Origin of the sequence: Pseudoalteromonas sp. TAE79 (assembly GCF_000498015.1) — a bacterium.
Classification (GTDB): Bacteria; Pseudomonadota; Gammaproteobacteria; order Enterobacterales; family Alteromonadaceae; genus Pseudoalteromonas.
The window spans coordinates 1-20,087 of the sequence record NZ_AUTL01000126.1 but is presented as its reverse complement, the minus strand read 5'-3'; the positions used below and the strand labels follow the sequence as shown (position 1 = coordinate 20,087).

Genomic DNA, 20,087 nt, shown 5'->3' with positions numbered 1-20,087 from the left:
TTTGCCGATGAAACGCCATTAAAGGTGGTGAAATCGGACAAAGTAAACAGTTACATGTGGGTGTATTGCTCGGGTCGAGATTCACCAGACCCGAATAATCCCATCCCTAATATCGTACTTTACGACTTCCACAATAGTCGCGCGGCCGCCTGCGTGGTCAATTATCTTGATGGATATCAAGGGTACTTGCACGTGGATGGCTATCAAGCCTATGCCAGAACAGAGGCAACCTTAATTGGCTGCTGGGCGCATGCTCGTCGTAAATTTATCGACGCGAAAAAGCTACAAGGTAAAAACAAAACCGGCAAAGCGGATGTGGTATTGAGCCTTATCCAAAAACTGTACGGCGTTGAGTCACGCATCAAAGATAAAAGTGTGGATGACAAATATACGGCAAGACAAGAGGTTAGCCTGCCTATTCTTAGCAAGCTAAAAATATGGCTTGAGCAGGATCAGCCAAATTTAGTGGGGAACAGCAAACTGATAGAGGCAGCTAATTACCTGGCAAATCAATGGCACAAGCTCATACGCTATGTTGATGATGGCCGACTTAGCATCGATAATAATAGAGCAGAACGCGCGGTAAAACCGTTTGTGATAGGCCGAAAGAATTGGTTATTTAGCCAAACGGCTAACGGTGCCCATGCTAGTGCCACCCTTTACAGCATTGTGGAAACCGCCAAGATAAATGGTCTAATCCCATTTAATTACATCTGTGCTTGCCTTGATGAACTGTGCCAGCCTGAGCCCGATATCGACAGCTTGTTACCCTGGAATTTTAAAACATAGGTGTAGTTCGCTAGACGCTCACAGTTGAACTAAATATTCAGCGGCTAAATGAATCGCTTAAGAATGCCAATCACCTAAAAGAACTCAAAAAATTGAAATGGATATTAATTTTTATATCCCTTATTTTTGTATCAATCTCAATCCCAATATTTCATTTTAACATTGCCTACTTGAAAGCTTTATTTTAAATATCAGAGAAAAGTTAGCCCCCCTTCCTTGCCGCCACGATTCAAAGAGCGGCAATATTATTCCCACTCAATGGTAAAAACCAGACTAAAGCCAGCATTACTACCCCTTTTTATTGGCTCGTTTTTTGCTCTATTATCTATAACCCCATAAAAAGCATATTCACTGGAGGAATTAACATGCTAATTAACAGTAACAGCCAAGCAAGCCATATTTATCAAACGCAAAGTAATGCACCTCATACTACAACTAGCTCGAATACTCCGGTCAAAAATGAAAATACGGCAGACAAAATTACAATTAGTGAAGCAGGGCTTAATGCTGAGAGTAAATTGCAAGAAATAGCCAAACACTATGACCCTAAAAATATGTCTTATAATGAATTATCTAAGATGTCTTCCACTTTGGAATTAAATGGGTTAGTAACACCTGAAGAAGGCTTGGCTCTTAGAGCACCGCCTAAAATGAACTTTGACCCTAATGAAAAATATGACACCGTAGCATTAGCAAAAAAATCAGTGGAGTTTGATCAGTCACTTGGAATGGCAGGAAGAGACTCGCAACTAAGAGTAAGAGCGCTTAATATTTTAGAAACAATACAAAGTTTATCTAGCTAAAGAGGAAGAAAAAGATACCCCTTCCCATTTAGCTAAACTTTTAATTTATATAAATTGAATCACTCCAATAACCAAACGGGGATACTGTTGAGTTCGTACCAACATTAAATTGCCCTGATTCTTGGCCACTAAAATCATAGCCATATAACCAACCTGTTATGGTTTCACCAGAGGCACAAACATGCAAATCACTGCCGCATCGATATTGAGTATATCCTGCGGCTTTAGAAATACCATTCATTGTAGCGTTGGTTGGATTTCCGTAACCATATTGCCATAGATATACATTTAACGTAGCCCCGCCATGATCTCCGGTAGAAGTTTGAGTTTCTTGAATGATTTCTTGACCATAATTTGTTGAATATACAATCCCAATTTCAAAATAAGTAACACCACTTGCGGCGGCTCGTGCTACTGATGATGCCTTTCTTATATTATTACTTTCTGGTGCATTCAAAGCTAATGATGAAGAATTACCTATTTTCACTACACGCTTAACTACACCGGCTTCAACGTCAGCGGCTGAAGCGAAACCTGAGAAGGTAGACGTAGATAAAAGAATGGTTGAAAGAAGTGTTGTTTTTAAAGTCATTTAATTTCCCTTTTAATATCAATTGAAAGGCATTTATAGTTTACGCCTTTAGTATTGTCAAAAAATGAAAATGCAATAATAAACAATTAATTTTTATATTTGTTAACTGATAGCAGAAAATCGAACACAAGACCTTCATCCAACAACTGAGTTTCACCGGTGAAACTTTATTTTAGTCGCTAAAGTTTATTGTTTCCTATTAGGGTGTATCACAGTTACGGTGCAAGCCCCTATCCTGCAATACTCCCCTACCTTAACTCATTAAACTTATAATCAATTGGGTTACAGCAATTAGGGAAGTTAAATTAATAGAAAACTTTCCTTCTACTTTTACCTTTAAAGACTTTATGTATAACTTAAAAGACTTAGGATGTTAGTTAAGCAATTGTAAATTATAAATAATAAATTTGAAAGGTGGTCGCCTACCGAGTTAAAGGTGGTCGCCTACCGAGTTAAATAACCTTCCATCGCTATAGTAAATAACTAATTCAATACAGTGGGTATTACGTAAAAAACACTCCCACCTAGCTATACTTATTTGAATATTAAATTTACTATCAAAACGTTGTAACTATTAGCAAGGATACTGAAGTGCTGTCGCGTTTATATAATTTTATGCCGGGTTTAGATACATTGCTGCACTACGAGCGACAATGGTTTGCTGATGATGTAAGAGCAGCGCTATCAGTAGCTGCAGTGGCTTTACCTGTTGCCATTGCTTACGCACAACTAACCGGTGTTAACGCCGCCGTAGGGTTATACTCTTGCATACTGCCAATGATGCTATATGCACTTTTCGGCACTTCAAAACAATTAATAGTCGGCCCTGATGCCGCAACCTGCGCCGTTATTGCCGCTGTAGTAACACCTCTTGCTGCAGGTGACAGCTTTAAGCATTGGCAACTTGTTGTCACCATGACCGCCATGACCGGCTTTTGGTGCTTTATAGCCAGTAAATTTAAGTTAGGTGTATTAGCTGACTTTTTATCTAAACCTATTTTAATGGGCTTACTAAACGGCGTAGCTATCACTATTATTGTGGGTCAATTTTCTAAAGTATTTGGTTTTACTTTTGATGAGCGCTACTTACTTGAACGCCTCGGTGGTGTGCCCACATACCTAGCGCAAACACACGTTCCCACCTTATTAATGGCTTTGTTTACACTGGCGGTCTATTTTGCCATGAAACGGATAAAGCCCACGTGGCCTGCATCTATGTTTGCTATTGCTTTTGGTGCACTTTTGGTATGGATTTTTGATTTAAAACAATTTGATATAAAAACCATTGGCACCGTAACTGGCGGGCTTCCCGTTTTTAATACCCCTGTTTTTGATTTAGGGATTATTCGTGAGCTGGTGGTACCCGCACTTAACTTAGCCATCGTGAGCTTTGTTAGTATGATGCTAACTGCCCGCAGCTTTGCTGCTAAAAATGGCTACGACATAGACGCCGATAAAGAATTTAGAGCGTTGGGTATTGCCAATATAGCGTCAGCTCTTTCGCAAGGTTTTGCAGTCAGTGGCGCCGACTCACGCACCGCTGTTAACGATGCAACAGGTGGTAAAACGCAGTTAGTATCAATAATTGCAGCGGCCATTATTGCTGTCATAGCTGTATTTTTAACAGCCCCACTTGAATTTATTCCAAGCGCAGCGCTAGGTATTGTACTTATTATTGCCTCTGTCCATTTACTCGATTTAAAAGCTGTTTGGCAATTAAAACGAAAAGACAAACAGGCATTTTATCTCGCCTCAGCCACCTTACTTGCTGTGTTATTTATTGGCGTTATACCAGGGATCACACTTGCTGTATTACTAGGGTTATTTCAATTTATTCGCACTGTTATGCGTCCAACCGACAATATACTCGGCGTAGATGTTAACGGTGTAGTAAGAAGTTTAGACGCCACAGATAAAGCAAAAGCAGTGCAAGGCGTGTTTATCTATCGCTTTAATTCACCTTTAACTTACTTTAATGCCAGCTACTTTAAACGCAGATTACTTGAGCAATATGCAAGGCAAAAAGACGATACACAATGTGTAATAATTGACGCTGTGCCCTGCTTTACTCATTTAGATTTAAGTGTAATGGCCATGCTTGCCGAGCTCGACGTTATATTTAAAAAGCGCAATATAAGGCTTGAACTTGCAGGTAGAAAACGCCAACTCCTTTCATGGTTTGAAATTGCAGGAATGAAGTCAGGAAAAGAAGGTATATATATTCACTCAGATTTATACATCGCCCTAAAAAGAAATAGCGTAAGCCAGCACACGCAAGAGGTTAGCTTGTTTGAGTCAGACGAAAATAAAGAACCGCTCACACAGCAATAAAATACAATAAGCAGATCAGCTAACTGATCTGCTGTTTAGTATTAATTACTTTTTATACTTTTGGATAGTTTGAAGGAAAAAACGCTTTTTTAGCATCTTCATCAAACTCTTTTTTAAAGGCTATATCAGTACCAATTGCGCGTGCACGTGCAACCGCTGGGCGGCTATCAATGCTTTCAAACCAACGCTTAAGATTTGGGTACGGTGCTAAACCCTCTTCACCTAATACAACCGGTGCTTTATCAATCCAGCCCCATGCAGATACATCAGCAATGGTATACGTATCACCCACTATAAAGTCACGACCTTCAAGGTGAGTATCAAGTACTTCGTAATGGCGCTGCGCTTCACGTAAATAGCGATTAACCGCGTAATCAAGCCCTTCTGGCGCCATGTGTCTAAAGTGAACACTTTGCCCTGAATACGGACCTAAACCCGATGCGATAAACATTAACCACGACAGCATTTCAGCGCGGTCCTCGCCCTTGTCTTCAAGCTTCCCATACTTTTCAGAAAGGTACATTAAAATAGCATTCGAATCGAACACACGTGTTTCACCATCAACAATTGCTGGCGCTTTAGCGTTTGGATTAATTGCTTTAAATTCAGGTGTATGTTGCTCACCTTTTAAAGTATCAAGAGGAACAAGTTCAAACGGTAAGCCTGTTTCTTCTAAAAAGAGTGCAACCTTCATTGGGTTAGGAGTATGGTGAAAATAAAATTTAATCATGTAAAGTTCCTCAATAATTGAGCAACGATTAAAGCACAACTTGAGCGGGTGTTCAAATTAAGTTTTAACTAAGTAAAATACACAGTTAAAACGTGATTTAATTGTGAGTATTTCGTGATACTTCATTAGTGAATAGCACTTATGCCAAGGAAAATATCAGCCTTTTCGAGCCATCACATGCTTTTAGAAATTTATGATTCACAAGGTTGCAGAATTTGCCCACCAGCAGAGCTGCTGAGTTTCAAAATTTACAGATGATGTAAAGCTATAGGCTGGTTTAATCCCTATTAATTCCGATGTTAATTACTGAGAGTGTTCAGTATGGAAAGATCCTTTTTTCTTTCGCTGGTTTTATAAAAACTTCAAAAAATAATAATAGAGTAGCAAAATGCAATGTCTTTTTTTTAGCCGGTTCTACATGTTAAAGTTGTCATTATCACTAAATTACTCTTATAGTGAATCTATATAAATATTGAGCAATACTATGATAAAAGCACAAATACCAGCTGACGAAGAATCTAGATTAAAGGCCCTTTACGAGTATGAAATATTAGATACTGAAGCCGAAAAAGTATTTGATGATTTAACTCAACTTGCTTCTGATATTTGTGAAGCCCCCATATCACTTATAAGCTTAGTTGATCCACAAAGGCAGTGGTTTAAATCAAAGTATGGTATCGATGTAGACTCCACCGAAAGAGATATCGCATTTTGCTCTCATACAATACTGCAAGACCAAGTATTTGAAATACAAAACGCTCTACTTGATGAACGTTTTTATGATAACCCTCTTGTAACCAGCGATCCAAACATTCGGTTTTATGCGGGCACACCGCTAGTTACACCTAGTGGCAGCACAATTGGTACATTATGTGTTATCAGCGACCAGCCTAAAAAGCTAACTCAAACACAAATTAACGCACTGAAAATACTTGGCAAAGAAGTTATCGCGCAACTTGAGCTCAGGTTAAACAACAGAAAGCTGGCCACTGCATTAAAACAGCAACAAATACATAATAAAAATCTTGAAGAACTAAAAAAAGAAGCTGACACAGCTAACACTCTAAAAGGCCGATTTTTAGCAAATATGTCGCACGAGCTAAGAACCCCGCTGCACGGCATTTTAAATTTAGCTGAGTTTGGACTAGCAGAAACTTCAAATATAGAAAAAGATAACGCCCTAAAAAGTATTTTAAGCTCCGCGAATATACTCTCAAATATTGTAAATGACATTTTAGACTTTTCAAAAATTGAAGCGGGTAAATTAAATATTGAGAATATTAACTTTAACTTGAGCGAAGTCATTAACAATGTAATTAATCCACTAATGAAACAAGCCACAGATAAAGGCATAAAATTTATTCCATCTATAGATAAAAATATCGCTACAACCCTAAAAGGCGACCCTGTCAGAGTTTCTCAAATTTTAAATAACTTATGCTCAAATGCGATTAAATTTACACAACAAGGTCAGGTAGAGTTTAAAGTCACTGTAAAGGAGAATCTCTTAAACACGCAAAATATTGTATTTGAAATAATCGATACGGGTATTGGTATTAGTAAAGCTGCACAGCAAAATTTATTTCAAGAGTTTCATCAGGCCGATTCATCTACATCTAGAAAGTACGGGGGCACGGGCCTTGGCCTCTCCATTTGCACCAAGCTAAGTGATTTAATGAATGGCAAAATCAACTTCACGAGTAAAGAAGATAAAGGTTCTGTATTTACTTACCAACAAAGCTTTGAAACATCAGAACTCGATGAATTATTAAAACCAAATAAAGAAATAACCGATTTACAAGGGTGCACTATTTTGGTTGCCGAAGACAATAAAGTAAATCAAGTTGTCGTAAGTAAAATGCTACAAGCTCATAATGCGAAAGTAATATTTACCGAAAATGGCAAAGAATGCGTTGATTACTTTTTTGCCAACCATGTTGATTTAATTTTTATGGACATTCAAATGCCAGTGATGGATGGAGTGCAAGCCACTAAGATAATTAGAGAGCAACAAACAGGTAAAACAACGCCAATTATTGCCATGACAGCCAACACCATGAAACCAGATATTGAACACTATTTAGACATTGGTATGGATGGCTATTTAACGAAGCCATTTAATAAAGATCATTTAAATAGCTTGCTCAATGTTTATAATCCAAAAAACTCAAATCTCAAAAATTTAGCAGTTAAAGTTAGTAACCCAAACATTACGAGTGAACGTAAGCTAAAACAGATATGCAATGAGCTAAAAAAGTTAATTTCAAATGCCGACAGAGTCAGTCTATGGTTGTTTAATCACGACTATACTGCCATTAATAGCTTAATTTGCCTTGATGAAAAAAATGAGATAGTAAGTAATGCAGTTTTAAAAGCTGAAGACTTTCCTGCATACTTTGACTATATTTTAGAGCATAAAGTATTAGACGCATCAGATGCGAGAAACCACGAAATCACTAAAAACTTAACCAAGGTTTATTTTGAACCATCAAACATTTACTCCTTGCTTGATTACATCTACTTTATTGATAACAAACCGCTAGGTGTTATTTGTTGTGAAAGTGTTGGCTCAAAAATTTCATGGAGCCATGCAGATAAACTGTCACTTATTAAAGTAGCTGATGTAACAACCTTGTTTTTATCCAAACAGTTGAAATCATAGTAGCTACTTTGATTTATTAAGCATCGCTTTTAAATCGGCAAATGGAGAATGCGTTGCAGCCTCAACTTTTCGCTCTGTAGTCGACCCGCCATACATAATATGTTCGTGGTATTTATTGTGCTCATTGTCGTGGCAATAAATACACAATAACTCCCAGTTACTGCCATCCTCTGGATTATTACTGTGGTTATGATCTATATGATGCACTGTTAACTCTCGTAAATTAGAGTACTCAAACTCACGAGCACAACGCCCGCATACCCAAGGGTACAATCTTAAGGCTTTAATTCGGTAACCTTCCTCTTGCTTCACATAAGCCTGAGGTACTGCGTTATTCTTACTCATAGTATTCCTGGTAAATTTACTATTTTGGTGATCAATACTAAAAAAACTTAATTACTGACAAATCACCAAAAGAAGTATCTATATGCCGGCCTGTTTGCTCCCACGCACGTAGTACGACCATAAGTTTTTTATTGTCGGAAGTCCAAGAAATTCCACCGCCGTATGCCTCAACTTTTTCGGCGCCCGAATCTTTTAACCCCAGCCCAGGGTTTGTGTTTTGAATATGCCCTTTACCTACTTTGTACTCAGCAAATACGTGAACATTATGCGGTAACGAAAATGATAAAAGCGAGCCAATACTCGCCCCATACGAATTAGAAATTAATTTAGTGACCTGTGGCACAGGTGAATTTAAAAAATCAGCCTGAAACACAATATTATCTTTATTCTCAAGAGATACATGCTTGAAAGACCACGCGCCAACAATACTTAACGACATATCAAATTTGTTACTTAGCTTTGGCCTATTAAGAAAAAAATGCTCAAACAAAGACTCTTTATTATTGAAGGTATAAAAGTTGTGTTGGCCAGATAGCTCAAACTTGGTTGAACGTGTATTTTGCGAGAAAATTTGATCTGTTTGATTGCCGCTTAAATTGCTAGCCGTGCTTTGCAGCCCTTCAAGCGTTTGATAGTTAAATGTGATTTTAGAATTTTTAAATTTTCTATACGAGAGCAGTATATCTTGTGTTTTTGTTTCAATATCATCTTCAAAAATATCGGCTGAGTAGCCAATTTCAATGTCGTTAATATCAAAAAACACACCCACACGCTGGTTATTTATGGGCTCTAACGAAAACAGTGTTTTTTGATTACTCCCCGCCAAGTCATCGTATATTAGCGCGTGGCTAGTGCTTGGATTTGAAATAGTGGTTCGTACCGATTTTAAGTCGAAGTCGAAAGCCAATACAGCACTGGATTGAAATGCCGCTAAAACAGCAAAGCCCACAATAACCAAGTAATTACGATTCATTAAAAACACTCAAAAATTAATTTGTATTAGAGTAGCGTTTTTTTCACCTTAACTTATCACAAAAGATTAACAATTGATGAAAACTTTAAATAATGCGCTTTATGGCATTTTTTGAGGTGCTTTCAAGGTCAAACTCATTCACATGCTTAATTAGCTCCGGGAAGAACGCTAAAAACACGGCTTCTAATTCATTGTAGTTACGCGTTATATCATCAGCCGCGCCCGCAAAAGTGTTCGTAAAGCGAATACGCTTGGCAATATTATCAAGTGCTAGCCCTATTCCATCTATGGTTTCGTATTCTTTAAACCAATCGTTTTTAGTCATGCTTGTTACAACATGCTGCATTCGCGCTGGCATAGCAGGTATACGGTTATTTAAAAGCTGATAGCTGGTGTACTTAAAGTCACTTAAAGGCTGCTTGCTAAACCGTTGCCAATGCACAATTAAAAAGTGATCAAACACCACATCAATAGCCACACCAGCAAAGCGTTTACGCTCGGGTGAAAAGTATTGTTTAGCGTGTTTAACTGCGCGGTGAGAGTCGGTAAATTTATCAACTAAATAATGGTTATCGAGGCCATTTTTAACTGTGTTTGGTAAGTGCTTTACATGTCTTTTTCCACCAAAGTCACCCAACAGGTTCCCAAAGTGAGAATCGGCTGTGGGCTGCGCTAAATAAAGATGAGCTAAATAATTCAAAGTGTTCTCTGATTGGCTAATACAATTAAATAATAACGCAAATTTAAACCAAACTCACATTCGTGTTTAAAGCAGTACTTATGGTTTTGCTTACCAGTTTTTACTCAAACAGACTGCAAAGTATTGTATAAACAGCGCAACTATAAAACGTCTATATAAAAGCCGCTATATCAGCTATGGCGGCTTTTTAATGCTTAAGCTTTGTTGTTAGTTTAGTTACTCGACTTTACCCAATTTCCATTCTCATTTTTGCTATAACTATTTTTAACCGCCGACCAAGCTACTTTATGCGCTGTTGTTTCGCGGTCATCATCGTTTTTTCTATCGCTTGGGTCTTCATAGGTATCCCACGCACTATTAAACGCCTCTTGATATATCTCTTGAGCATGTTTAGGTAAGTTACTTTTTACCGACTCAGGTAATTCATCACGATTTTTATATGGCATAACTTTCTCCTTATATTTACTCAATTACACCACAAGCAACACGTTTGCCACCGCCACCCAATGGCTTTGGTTTATCTGCATAGTTATCACTTCCTTCGTGAATCATTACTGCGTGTTGTTTAAGTTTTTCAAGCGTGAGCCTTGGTGCTGAAACAGGCGATTTAGCTTGGCCACTTTCATTTACATACAACGCCGGTAAATCGCCTAAATGGCCATCCCCCCAAGGAGCATCATGATGCTCACTAGCTTTTGGATCGAAATGCCCACCAGCGGCACCCCCCGGCACAACTTTCTCGCCTTTTTTCTTGGGTTCACAACTTGCAAATTGGTGAACATGAAAACCATGCAGCCCCGGTGTTAAACCTTTTAAACTTGGTGAAAAAACAACACCGTTATCATTTTCTGTTAGTGTAATAGTACCTAGTGATTGCCCTTGGCCTGATTTAGTAACTTGGTGCATTTGAACTTTTACATTAGCCAGTGCGCTATTTTGTAGTAACACACCGGTAAGGAGTATTGCAAAAGTGGGTTTTAAAGCGCGGGTTAAAGATCTTTTAGCGTTTGAATCAAACTGTAAACAACTCATCATCATCTCCTCGTTTAGTATCAAATTAATAAAACAATAACGCTAAATTAAGCGACTATTAAACAAGTAGTTTCAATGTATATACCAGCCCTACGCGAAAGCATTAATTTATGAATAATTTATTTTTAATTTATTGATTAAAAAGTAAATTTATAGTTTTTATTAAACTTAAATAAGTAGCTAATTAACTAACAAAACTGACTTTCAGCCAAAGATTGAGCAAAAACCAAGGCATATTTACAAACAAAATGGCAACTTTACAAAACTCATAAAAGGAGATTACCAACGATCCAGCTCAAAAAGCCAAGTTAAAAAAACGAAAAAAAAAGGTGAAACTAAGTTTCACCTTTATAATTAATTATGAAATTAATTAGTTAGCGTTAAGCCGTAGAAACGTTACTTGCGCCTGCATTGTTAAGTATTTCTTCAATAGCGTTTTTATTGTCACTATCGTACTTAACACCAATTAATATAGAGCCCTTTTCAATGGCATCTTCATAATACTTAATTTCGTGCTCAGGAATAAATGCACCAATTGCAGCACCTAAAGTACCACCTACTGCGGCGCCTGCGCCACCAGCAGCAAATGCTGCGACTAATGGTCCGGCAACTAATAAGCCCGTACCACCGGTTGCTACAGTACCTACTGCAGTAAAACCGCCAATAATTGCAGCAAGAATACCACCTGAAGCCGCGCCTACAAGGCCACCTTCAGCCGCTTTTGTACCTTCGTCTACAGCAAAATCTTCCTTTGCGTATGAGTCATTGGCTACAATGCTTATGTTAGCTTCATTAATACCTAAAGCTTCTAATCTATAAATTGCGAGTGTTGCTTGTGATGCACTTTCGAATAACCCAGTAATAACGGTACTCATAATAACTCCTTTATTTATTTAAGAAAATACACTTACTACTAAGCAAAACCCAAACCAATAAATTTATTATTTAAAATCAATAAGATAAAACAAAACCCATAACTAACCCTTTCATTGTTAGAGTAAAAATTGCCAAATTTTGTAAAAAACTCCTATCTACAAAAAAACGCCTTACGAAATAAAGGGAGGTTTTTATTACTCTCTTGTTTATGGTTATTACCGTGCTTAACAATAAAATTAAAAACACCAAAAGAGCATTATTTTTTCATACGCTTTAAAGGTTAAAAAAGACGCTTACCCTCTTAACCCCCTACCCAGTTACAATTGTGTTTTATTAATTCAGTAAAGAGTCAGCCTAATTTTGTTATCACTACGGCTAATTTTTCGGTGCGCATAAATCGTAAAATACTGTGCTAAATCTCCTTTTTATATTGCCCTGCTATTAGCAGATATAGGCCGGCCATGGATTACGAAAACAACTTTTTAAGTCAATCACAGCAAGCTGCACTTCAACAATCGCTAATTAATACCAAGCTTTTAAGTCGCCTTTCAGTAAATAGTGAAGATGTACCTTCGCTTGAGCAACAAGCTTATGGGGCTATTGCAGTTATGCTTTATCGCTTTAATTTACAAAAAATAAAATGGTCATCATTTTTAAAAACGGCAATAAACACAGCTAGCAACGCCTGCCAATGGCTAGCCAGCGAGCTTACAAGATGCCAACAAGAATACAAAGCCCAACCTAATGACGCTGTAATAATTGAGCAAAACGCTTTTTTGAATGGCATTTTTAGCGAAGAGCTCGCCTATATTGACGCCTTACTAGGTACTGAGTGACTAACTTAAGAAATACCCTAACAACAGTAGAGTAATCTTTAGCTTAATATTCTAACTAATGCCACGGTATTGGTTGCTCTATAACCACCACTCCTCAACTAAGTTAGCATCAGGCTAATGCTTCAAATTGATTGGTATTATTGCGGGTAGATATAAATGCTTTGTGTTTCTCGTAATACCTATTTTAAGCCTATCGGTATATAAATTGCTGTTAATACTGTTCTTACTTAAAGAGTTACCTATTAATAACTCAAGTTACAACTAAATAATCGAGGATAATATGAGTAATAAACAGCTAATTACGACAATAGGTATAGGTCTGGCCGCTGCATCCGCAGGTATGTTAACAAGGAAAACTTTACAAAAATCGTGGGAAAAGGTTACCAACGAACCAGCACCAAAAGATAGACCAAGCGAAGAAACAGATCTTAAAGAGGCCGTTACATGGGCAGTAGTCTCAGGTATTGGTGCGGGTGCTGCAAGAATGGCCGTACGCTATATGCTAGACAAGCGCCGATCTAAATAAACCGTCCCTATTGATACCTCTTATAAGTATTAAACGTAATACGGAGAGGCTTAAAAGGCGGCTTGCGACAGCTACTCCTGTGTTGTCGTAAGCAACTTAAAAAAACCTTAAACAAGGTTATTTAACCATAGAGTTAAAACACGTTAAAATTAATATCAAAATGGGGCCCTGCGATGAAATTTAAAATGTCGGATGGTACGGCTGCGCTGCTTATAAGACCTACGTAGGTTGGAAAAGCCAAAGGCGCCTTCCAACATGTACTCCATATTTTAAACAGATACACTCTATTAAGCATTAACCCCCTTTCAAAGTTGTTGCCTGCCCACAAGCTTGCGTATAATGCCCGCATTCCGGCTGCATTTTTTAGCCGCTAACTTGGATTTTAATAATGAAAAAACTCTCTGCAGTGCAAGTAAAACAGCAAGCACTTGTACTTAATACTGCCGAAAAATTAGAAGAACAAGGCCGCGCTGAGCTCCCTGGTATGTTGCAATGCTGGTTTGATGTGGAATATCACTTATTTCCAAGTTCTTTATTGCTTTGTTTTCAGTTTGAAAACGAGCAAGCCTTAGCAGCCGCAGAGCCTGATATATTAAAATGGCAAAAGCGTTTAAGCGGCGCAATGCTTAAAAAAGGCGTTATTTTAAAAGATATGCGTAAACATTTAGTGTTTACCTTAAAAGGGCCTGATGATTAAAGCGGGGTTTTAAAAGGGTTATAAAGCCTTTCGCTCGTATCGTCGAAGCGCATAAAACCATAATGAAAAGCCGTTGCATTGCTGTAACGGCTTTTTACTTTTATTAGAACTTAAAGTAGAACCTATAAAGATCAATTTTTGACTCAGGGATTTTTATTAGCCGATGATACTAATTGGCCGTTAAACAATACTAATGCACGGCAAAAGCAAATTTCAGTCGATTCAACGTTAATCGGTTGCCCTAAGTTAGTAATAATAGGATAGTAAATTACACATAAAAAATAGCCTTATATTAGGAATATTATGATCAAAGTATTATTAGCGACCAGCTTAATTGCCTCTTCATTCGCTGCTTTAAGTAATCCTTTAACTGTTGAAGAACAGCGTATCAACAAAGCCCAATCGGCAATGCCAAATGTTTTAAATGCATTTACCTCACAAGTATCAAGTTTTGAGCAACAATTTAAAGAATTAAACGACTTTAAAAGTGCAAAAGCATTAGTACAAAACTTTAGCTTTGAACTGTGGGAAAACGCCAAGCAACGCATAATAAAAACCAGTAACTACGACGACCGAGAGCTCTACTGGGCTCGCCTGCTTTCAAGTAAAGTAATACGCACAACTTCACCTAAATTTTCAATTACGCAGGCTCAACTAAATACTTTACTAACAATGCTTGAGGACGGCAGCAGAGGACGTACCGATCTTGCTTTTTCATCAGGCAGTACTAAAAAAATATTACTAACAGGCTTTGACCCTTTTTTACTCGATAAAAACATAAACCAAAGTAACCCCTCAGGTGTTGCGGCGTTATTACTCGACGGCCAAGTTATTAATTACAACGGCATAAGCGCAGAAATTAACACCGTTATGGTGCCTGTACGCTACGAAGACTTTGATCAAGGTATAATAGAATCGCTACTTGCCCCCTACTACGCACTTAATAATGTAGACATGGTAGTAACCGTAAGTATGGGCAGAACAGAATTTGATTTAGAGCACTTCCCGGGTAAACGCCGCAGTGTAACCGCCCCAGATAATGCCAATATTGTGTATGGTGGAACGCAAACAAGCCCAGTAATACCAAAACTCAATGGCCGACCACTCCCAGGCAACGAGTTTGTAAAATTTAGCTTGCCTGTAACTTACATGCAACAAGCCAAAGGCCCTTATAAAGTTATCGACAATCATGAAGTCACCACGCTCGAAAAAACCTATAAAGCTGGTTCGTACGGTGAGCTTAAAAATAGTATTGCGGTAAATGGCGGCGGTGGTGGTTACTTGTCTAACGAAATATCGTACCGAAGTATTCGCCTGCGCGATGCGCTTAATTCAAGTATACCTACAGGGCACATTCACACCCCACGTATACAACAATTCGAACCTGAAACAGAAGCTAAAATAGTAAACCAAATAAAGGCAATGCTAGCGCAAAGCTTAGTCGCGCTATAGTTTATAAAAACCAATTTAAGCGCATAATAAAGGGCAATAATATTGCCCTTTATTAAATGGGGTTACTAGGGGCAGGTTTTGCACTTTTCCTTAATCACAAAAGGCAAAAAGAAAGACCTGACCCTACTGAATTGTTACAAGCTGTAAAATTTACAGCCAAAATATTTATTCTTCATCCTTGTTTTTTATTTCTGTTTTTATGCAAGGCAAACCATCTACAAGTTTTATATTCATCCAGTAATTTAAAGATAACACTCCTACATTATCATCATCTTCACTTGCTTCGTATTTAACTTCAACAAACTGCTTATCAGCTACTTTGCCAAACTCTATTGATTCGAATAAATCTTTAGTAGTAAGTAAACTGAAATTCACATCAGAAAAGCGAAGGCTAAACACTATTACATTGCCAAAATGACAAATGTAATTATTGCCAAAACCATCAATAAAGGAAATATCAAACTTATCGGCAAGCTCATGTCTATATCGAGCTTCACGGAGAAAACGGTTTAAATCCATATTTCCTGAAAACAAAACAGGATTATTTATATCTTTGGCTAATTCAGTCAAATCAAGGATATTATTTTCAGCACTTGAGTATACTTTTTCATCCGTATTTTTGTACCATAAAACCTTTCGCAAAATGTTGACTTGAACATTATCTTTAGTGGATTGCCTCAACCAATCCTCTTCATTAATTGCTCTGTTCGTTTCAATATTTTTAGCTACTTTCTCTTTTAGATATTTTTGGATGTTAATTTTAAATAAATTGCTTTCATCAGTATTGCCGTTAAAACTTGCAGATTTAAACAAGTTTATTGGGAACTCTGAATCTTTCTCATCTCCAAAGATAGCCTGAGAACAGGTCAATCCGAATCTAGTCAATAATTCTTCGTCAATTTCAGCCTGAGCAACAAGCGCATTTTGTCGTTGATTAACTCTATCAATCACTTGCTGAATAGAGTTTTTAAAGTTATTTACATTAGCACGTAAATTTTCTTCGGTAGTTAAAACTGGCCCTTCAATATCTTCAGAAAGCCTAATCCACTCTTGTAAATCGCGAACAAGTGACTCTTGATCTTGGTGGCGGAAAGCGTCAGAAAAAATAATATCGTACCATTTCTGTTCTAGCCGCCATTGATTATTAGAAAGTGATACTGCAATTTCTACATAAGCTCTATTCATACTATGTGGATCATTTCTCCCCCAGCCTGAATACATACGCCCAGAAACTCTCCGCTGTTCATTAACTCTTCCGAAAGAATCTAAAACTTTTGAAAGCCATGCTCCATAAGCCCCTTCACCATAATTACTGTAATCTCTGTGCCGAATATAAGCGCCAATGATATTACTAGCATTAGACACCGACTTTACTCTGCCACCAATCGCCCCGGTTGGATGAATTGGTGTGCATGAAAGTAGCGCTTTAATATACTGCTTTATTTGTTCATTCCCATTTAAATCCGGCTTTAATAAAACGTAGCAAGCTGTTATTACTCGAAGATCAAAAGAGGCATTATTCATAGCAATATTAAAAGCAGGCTGAAGAAGAAATTCGCTGTCATTCAATGCCGTTATCCAAATTTTCTCTTCAGAATCTTTAAGCAACATGTCATGAGTGACAAGTTCAGAGTGCCATCTATACTCCTCTAATCCTTGACCATGATCTCGAATAGACAGCTTTTCATACCAATTATTTAGCATATCTACCCCCCAACCAGCAGCTTCAATATTATTGAATCTTAGTGCCGATATTACAGTATGCGCTGTAAATTCTAGATGATTGATAAATAGTGGCAACGACTTTTGCATGTCATTTAGTCGGGTAGTTCGAGGCTCAATATAATCCAACCAAGATTCCCATGAACCAACAAAATCAAATAGTACATCTTCATACTTATTGGCGATGCGTAGATCTGATGACATTGAACTATATGAACGCCACTCCATTAATAATGACCAAGTAAAGTAATTTCCTTGGATTAACGAAAACCCTTCTTGTTCAACCAGTCGATGTCGCTTTAGAAAAATTCGTTTATGCAAATAGATTATTTCGTCATAAAACTCTATATTTTCGGGGATTAGCTCAACAGATGCTTTTGCAAGATGGTAATATTCAGTCATAATCTCATCAAGATAACTCCTACTAAAAAAGCTGGCTGTTGGTAACAATAACCAATTGTCTTCTTCACCATTATCGCTTAAAAAGCTTAGAGCAGAAGCTATCTCAACATGCCAATTAACAATGTTCTCAACAGCATTTTTAAACTCACCTACATTTTTTTCTCGAATAGCATCATTAGCTGAACCAACAAAGCCAAGCATCATGGAAGTCAAGCTACTATCATGTTCTTGGCTTCTTTTTCTGGTTCTAAAGCTTGTTTTTAATAGTAGTTTTGATAACCAACCAATTTCAAACCCGGAGTATCGGACAATTATAAGTCCCGGCTTACTCTTTCTTGTCCACATAGATTGAACTACAAACTCTCGCTTTACGTCAGGATCTATGTACATCCAACCAAAACTTTCTTTTGAAACTAACCACTTCCCCCATACTTTGCTGTTTATCGAAAGAAGTATTTTGAATTTGATAATGTAGTAGCGGATAACGATATTTATGATAGAGAAGTAAACATTAGAAGCGTAAATTTCTTCTTCTGAATTTTTATTTATCTCCTTGAATTTATCATCCGAAAATTTATAAGTACTTACTTTTAAAACCTCTTTCTCTGGGTTTATCAATACACGATTTTGTACTGAATTTTGCAATAAAAGGTCGTGCATTCGGTTTCTAATATCTGTTTCACACAATTCATGTATAGTGAAACGAACAACTAACCTATCTCTTTTGCTTTCATCCAACATCAAGAAGGTAGAAGCAAAAAACCAGCTAGTTAACAGAACATTAAATATCAACCATAGTGCAGTTGTGACGCAAATAGCGAGATAGGTAGAGGCATCCATTGCTGCACTAAAGAAATAGCCTGCAATAATAAAAATTGATAAGAAAAGTCCGCTCAAGCCAGCAAACATAAATCCTGAGTACATTTGGTAGATTGGGAACAGTGTTTTTTTAGCTGATTTGTTTTGAAACAATACACCAATTAAACCAATGACTAGGGGGTAAACTACACCAACAATAGTTAACTGTCCGCCTAGAAAACCACCTTGCCATTCGTTAAGTTTTGTCCAGTTTGGGAAGAACTTTACTACCAACGGAGTTAATTCATCTTTCCAACATATTAAATTAACTACTGATAAACATGCCAATACAACGGTAAGTAAGATGTAATAGTTGTGTCGTTGTGACCAACGCAAGATGTTGTATTCAAAAAAGCTCCACTTGCTGTGAAGAAATTCTTTATTTTGGTAAAGCGTGTCGTTGATATTTTTATCAATATGATATTGTAGTGAATTGAATAACTTCCTTATTTGATTTATCACTATTACTACTCCGTATTATCAATCGTATCCCGTTAATTAAAAATTAATAGAATTGCTCTCATCAATATTCTCACTATTTTTAAAATAAGTATATTTAAACAACAAGTTAATATTTAGCAGACTACGTAAGACAATAATTAAAACCACAAAAATGCGAGAAATGCGAGGGTCAGATCTTGTTTCTTTCCAAAACCAAACACCAATCTCCCGTTTAACACCCATCCCCGTCATCACGCCCTGAAAATAAGCAATTGATGAGTAATGTATTTCATGGATGAAATGAAAGCCATGCTTGCACATGGATGTGCTTTCATGGCGTTTACGTTCACATCAATTAATTATTTTAAGGAAATAGCGTGATGCTCGGATGCGCTGAGAGGTGACGAATAACCGAAGCGTAGCTTCGCAGTATGAGGAAGTGAAGGCATGGATGCCGACAGTAACCCAGCTTCAAGGATGAATTACTTACAGCAGAGTTAAGTTTGAAAATCTATAGCCCCGCTTTGGCTCACCAAGCCAGCGCGACAAAACCTTGAATAAGGTTTCTAATATTTAAAAGTACGAAACGTATTCGCGTTATCCGTGATGATAACCTCAAACACCTATTCAAATACTTATTCGGGCTGCCGCCCGCGCGACAGCAAGCTAAACGCCTACAACTAATAACATATACTCTTGGCTTTTGAGCGAGTAAGTATATTTGTGATTTGTTGGGTTTCGTTTCACTCTACCCAACCTAGAGGAAATACAGAGGGACAGGTCTTGTTTCTTGCCAAGACCAAACACCAATCTCACGTTTAACACCCTCCCCCGTCATCACGCCCTGAAAATAAGCAATTGATGAGTAATGTCGCGCATGGATGCGCGATAAGGCGAAACTAGGCCATGGATGGCCTATCTTCGCCGTTTACGTTCACATCAATTGTGGTTTGAAGGGTTAAGCGTGATGCTCGGGTGCGCTGAGAGTGTCCAGAGAGGGACCAGCGGCAGNGCAGCCCCTCTTTGGCTGCTTTCGCCAGCGCGACAAAACCTTGAATAAGGTTCCTAATCTTTAAAAGGTACGAAACGTATTCGCGTTATCGGTGATGATAACCTCAAACACCTATTCAAATACTGATTCGGGCTCCCGCCCGCGCGTCAGCAAGCTGTACGCCTGCTAATTATCAAAGCATGATCAAGCAGGTCAAAACACTTCGACAAATCCATGTCTACGACCCAGTCGCGATGGTATTTACGGATAAATACACTCGCTTTACTGATAGCGTCATGACAGCTTCGTTTCGGCCTGTACCCATAACT

General features: G+C 37.8%; 17 protein-coding genes. 8 read left to right on the top strand and 9 right to left on the bottom strand.

Annotated features, from left to right (window positions below; translation table 11 throughout):
- Both L655_RS0108405 and L655_RS0108400 read left to right on the top strand, forming a co-directional pair.
- On the top strand, window positions 1-789 hold a 789-nt coding region (locus L655_RS0108405), incomplete at its 5' end, for an IS66 family transposase (protein WP_024604753.1).
- Window positions 790-1,154: 365 nt separating this feature from the next.
- Window positions 1,155-1,592, top strand: a complete 438-nt coding sequence (locus L655_RS0108400; RefSeq protein WP_024604752.1) for a hypothetical protein — start codon at window positions 1,155-1,157, stop codon at window positions 1,590-1,592.
- A gap of 40 nt (window positions 1,593-1,632) precedes the next feature.
- Here L655_RS0108400 and L655_RS0108395 read toward each other — a convergent pair whose 3' ends face one another.
- Window positions 1,633-2,184: a DUF4879 domain-containing protein gene (locus L655_RS0108395; protein WP_024604751.1), complete on the bottom strand. Its 552-nt coding sequence runs from the start codon at window positions 2,182-2,184 to the stop codon at window positions 1,633-1,635.
- Between the two features lie 591 nt (window positions 2,185-2,775).
- Here L655_RS0108395 and L655_RS0108390 point away from each other — a divergent pair.
- Window positions 2,776-4,515, top strand: a complete 1,740-nt coding sequence (locus L655_RS0108390; RefSeq protein WP_024604750.1) for a SulP family inorganic anion transporter — start codon at window positions 2,776-2,778, stop codon at window positions 4,513-4,515.
- 52 nt (window positions 4,516-4,567) lie between these two features.
- Here L655_RS0108390 and L655_RS0108385 read toward each other — a convergent pair whose 3' ends face one another.
- Complete coding sequence (locus L655_RS0108385; RefSeq protein ID WP_024604749.1) at window positions 4,568-5,245, bottom strand: glutathione S-transferase family protein; 678 nt, start codon at window positions 5,243-5,245, stop codon at window positions 4,568-4,570.
- Window positions 5,246-5,729: 484 nt separating this feature from the next.
- Here L655_RS0108385 and L655_RS0108380 point away from each other — a divergent pair, with 484 nt between their 5' ends.
- The gene (locus L655_RS0108380) at window positions 5,730-7,907 is read left to right on the top strand and encodes a response regulator (protein WP_024604748.1); all 2,178 of its coding nucleotides are present in this window, start codon (window positions 5,730-5,732) and stop codon (window positions 7,905-7,907) included.
- Between the two features lie 3 nt (window positions 7,908-7,910).
- Here L655_RS0108380 and L655_RS0108375 read toward each other — a convergent pair whose 3' ends face one another.
- From L655_RS0108375 to L655_RS0108350, 6 genes are all read right to left on the bottom strand, one after another.
- On the bottom strand, window positions 7,911-8,252 hold the full coding sequence (locus L655_RS0108375) for a YajD family HNH nuclease (RefSeq protein ID WP_024604747.1): 342 nt from the start codon (window positions 8,250-8,252) through the stop codon (window positions 7,911-7,913).
- 37 nt (window positions 8,253-8,289) lie between these two features.
- Window positions 8,290-9,225: a hypothetical protein gene (locus L655_RS0108370; protein WP_024604746.1), complete on the bottom strand. Its 936-nt coding sequence runs from the start codon at window positions 9,223-9,225 to the stop codon at window positions 8,290-8,292.
- Window positions 9,226-9,310: 85 nt separating this feature from the next.
- Window positions 9,311-9,925 (bottom strand): ACP phosphodiesterase, encoded by a 615-nt coding sequence (locus L655_RS0108365; protein ID WP_024604745.1) that lies wholly within the window; start codon window positions 9,923-9,925, stop codon window positions 9,311-9,313.
- A gap of 212 nt (window positions 9,926-10,137) precedes the next feature.
- Complete coding sequence (locus tag L655_RS0108360; RefSeq protein WP_024604744.1) at window positions 10,138-10,371, bottom strand: ChaB family protein; 234 nt, start codon at window positions 10,369-10,371, stop codon at window positions 10,138-10,140.
- A 16-nt stretch (window positions 10,372-10,387) separates the two neighbouring features.
- Complete coding sequence (gene sodC / locus L655_RS0108355; protein ID WP_024604743.1) at window positions 10,388-10,957, bottom strand: superoxide dismutase family protein; 570 nt, start codon at window positions 10,955-10,957, stop codon at window positions 10,388-10,390.
- 380 nt (window positions 10,958-11,337) lie between these two features.
- Window positions 11,338-11,832: a general stress protein gene (locus L655_RS0108350; RefSeq protein WP_024604742.1), complete on the bottom strand. Its 495-nt coding sequence runs from the start codon at window positions 11,830-11,832 to the stop codon at window positions 11,338-11,340.
- Between the two features lie 462 nt (window positions 11,833-12,294).
- Here L655_RS0108350 and L655_RS0108345 point away from each other — a divergent pair, with 462 nt between their 5' ends.
- The 4 genes from L655_RS0108345 to L655_RS0108325 all read left to right on the top strand — a co-directional run bounded on the left by L655_RS0108345 (window position 12,295) and on the right by L655_RS0108325 (window position 15,344).
- Window positions 12,295-12,669, top strand: a complete 375-nt coding sequence (locus L655_RS0108345) for a hypothetical protein (protein WP_024604741.1) — start codon at window positions 12,295-12,297, stop codon at window positions 12,667-12,669.
- Between the two features lie 280 nt (window positions 12,670-12,949).
- Window positions 12,950-13,195 (top strand): DUF4235 domain-containing protein, encoded by a 246-nt coding sequence (locus L655_RS0108340; protein ID WP_024604740.1) that lies wholly within the window; start codon window positions 12,950-12,952, stop codon window positions 13,193-13,195.
- Between the two features lie 388 nt (window positions 13,196-13,583).
- Window positions 13,584-13,892: a hypothetical protein gene (locus L655_RS0108330; protein ID WP_024604739.1), complete on the top strand. Its 309-nt coding sequence runs from the start codon at window positions 13,584-13,586 to the stop codon at window positions 13,890-13,892.
- A gap of 303 nt (window positions 13,893-14,195) precedes the next feature.
- Window positions 14,196-15,344 (top strand): hypothetical protein, encoded by a 1,149-nt coding sequence (locus tag L655_RS0108325; RefSeq protein ID WP_024604738.1) that lies wholly within the window; start codon window positions 14,196-14,198, stop codon window positions 15,342-15,344.
- A gap of 165 nt (window positions 15,345-15,509) precedes the next feature.
- Here the strand turns inward: L655_RS0108325 and L655_RS0108320 are convergent, their stop codons facing one another.
- Window positions 15,510-18,788, bottom strand: a complete 3,279-nt coding sequence (locus tag L655_RS0108320; RefSeq protein ID WP_125825546.1) for a hypothetical protein — start codon at window positions 18,786-18,788, stop codon at window positions 15,510-15,512.
- Window positions 18,789-20,087: the final 1,299 nt, after the last annotated feature.